This is a genomic window from Achromobacter colocynthidis, assembly GCF_057334535.1.
Map to the genome: position 1 here is coordinate 277,812 of NZ_JBHFIZ010000006.1, position 1,812 is coordinate 279,623.

Consider the following 1,812-nt stretch of genomic DNA (forward strand, 5'->3'; position numbering starts at 1 on the left):
CCCCCCCCCCCCCCCCCCCCCCTTCAGGTGCTGCGGTCAGCCGTCGCTGCGGTCAGCCGATGCTGCGGTCAGCCGTCGCTGCGGTCAGCCGTCGCTGCCAACGACTTCAGCCGGCATTACAGCTTCTTGATGAACACCAGGCTGTTGCGCGACCGGTTGTAGTTGTTCTGCTTTTCGCGCGGCAGGTCGGTAATGCCGCCCTGCACGAAGCCGCGCTTGATGAACCAGTGCGACGTGCGTGTGGTCAGCACGAACAGCCGCTTGGCGCCGGTGGCGCGGGCGCGCGACTCCATGTGGCGCAGCAGGATTTCGCCTTCGCCGGAGCCTTGCCATTCCGGGTGCACGATCAGGCAGGCCATTTCGGCCATCTGCTCGTCGGCGAAGGTGTGCAGCGCGGCGCAGCCGTAGATCACGCCGTCGTGCTCCAGCACCGTGAAGTTTTCCACGTCGCGCTCGATCACGCTGCGCGGGCGCGGCACCAGGGTGCCGTCTGCTTCCAAGGGTTCGATCAGGCTCAGAATGGCGCCTACGTCGTCAATCGTGGCGGCGCGCAGGTCATCCAGCGTGTCTTCCACCACCATCGTGCCCACGCCGTCGTGGGTAAAGATTTCCAGCAGCACGCTGCCATCCAGCGCGAACGGCAGCAGGTGGGCGCGGGCCACGCCGCGCTTGACCGCCAGCGATGCGTATTGCAGGAAGGCGTGGGTTTCCTCGTCCAGCTCGCCGCCCGCCAGCAGCGCGTCGGCATCCACGCGGGCCAGTTCGGTGTCCAGCGTGCCGTCATCGTTCAGCACGCCTTGCGAGCTGGACAGGAAGATCAGCTTTTCAGCGCGCAGCGCAACGGCCACGCTGGTGGCCAGGTCTTCCATGGCCAGGTTGAAGGCGTCGCCCGTCGGCGAGAAGCCCAGCGGCGACAGCAGCACCACCGACGAACCTTTCTCGATGGCGAACTTCAGCGCCTCGACGTCGATCTTGCGGACCTGGCCGGTGTGCTTGTAATCGATTCCTTCCAGTACCCCGGTGGGTCGGGCCGTGACGAAGTTGCCGGAAATGACGCGGATGTGCGCGTGCGACATCGGCGTGTTGGGCAAGCCCTGGCTGAACGCGGCTTCGATATCCAGGCGGATTTCGCCCGCGGCTTCCTTGGCGCATTCCAGCGCGGCGGCGTCGGTGGGCGCCAGGCCGCGATCGAACTGCTGCGTGTAGCCCTTCAAGCGCAGTTGCTCATTGACCTGCGGACGCGAGCCGTGCACCAGCACCAGCCGGATGCCCAGGGACGACAGCAGCGACAAGTCCTGCACCAGGGTGTTCAGCGCGCCGGCCTGAACCAGCTCGCCGCCGAACGCCACCACGAACGTCTTGCCTCGGAACGCGTGCACATAGGGCGCGACGTCGCGAAACCATCGGACGAACTGCGCGGCTGCGAATTCCGGGGCTTCAAGGGCGGAGACGGTGTCTGGTTCCAGGTCGGGCATGATGGGCGGAGGGATTCCTGAGAGTCGGTAAAAACGCGGCGCCTTGCCGCGTCATAGCGCCGTCCCATGACGGCGTGGCGAAATTATATGGCCGACGGGGCGATGCGCAGGCGAGAAATCAGCGCTAATTTCGTGCCGGATTTCAACACGCTCGCGCGCGCGTTCAGGCAGGGACGCCATAGAAATTTATAATGCCCGGCTAACCGGACTATCGTACATGCCTGAATCATCCCGCCCGCGGGCGCCCAAAGCGGCTTCCCCGGGGGCCAACGACGCGTCGGCCGCCCCGGCCGAGGCCACCCGCGAGCCCCAACGGCCTGCGCGCCCGGCGCAGGCC

The 1,812-nt window shown here is 66.4% G+C and carries 1 protein-coding gene; it reads right to left on the minus strand.

From position 1 onward, the window contains the following. Positions 1-116: 116 nt before the first annotated feature. Positions 117-1,475, minus strand: coding sequence for an amino-acid N-acetyltransferase (argA, locus tag ACE04A_RS04245; RefSeq protein ID WP_100857004.1), 1,359 nt, complete (start codon positions 1,473-1,475; stop codon positions 117-119). Positions 1,476-1,812: the final 337 nt, after the last annotated feature.

Excerpts from the sequence above, each read along its gene's own strand:
- argA (WP_100857004.1), bottom strand. The coding sequence starts at position 1,475 with ATGCCCGACCTGGAACCAGACACCGTCTCCGCCCTTGAAGCCCCGGAA.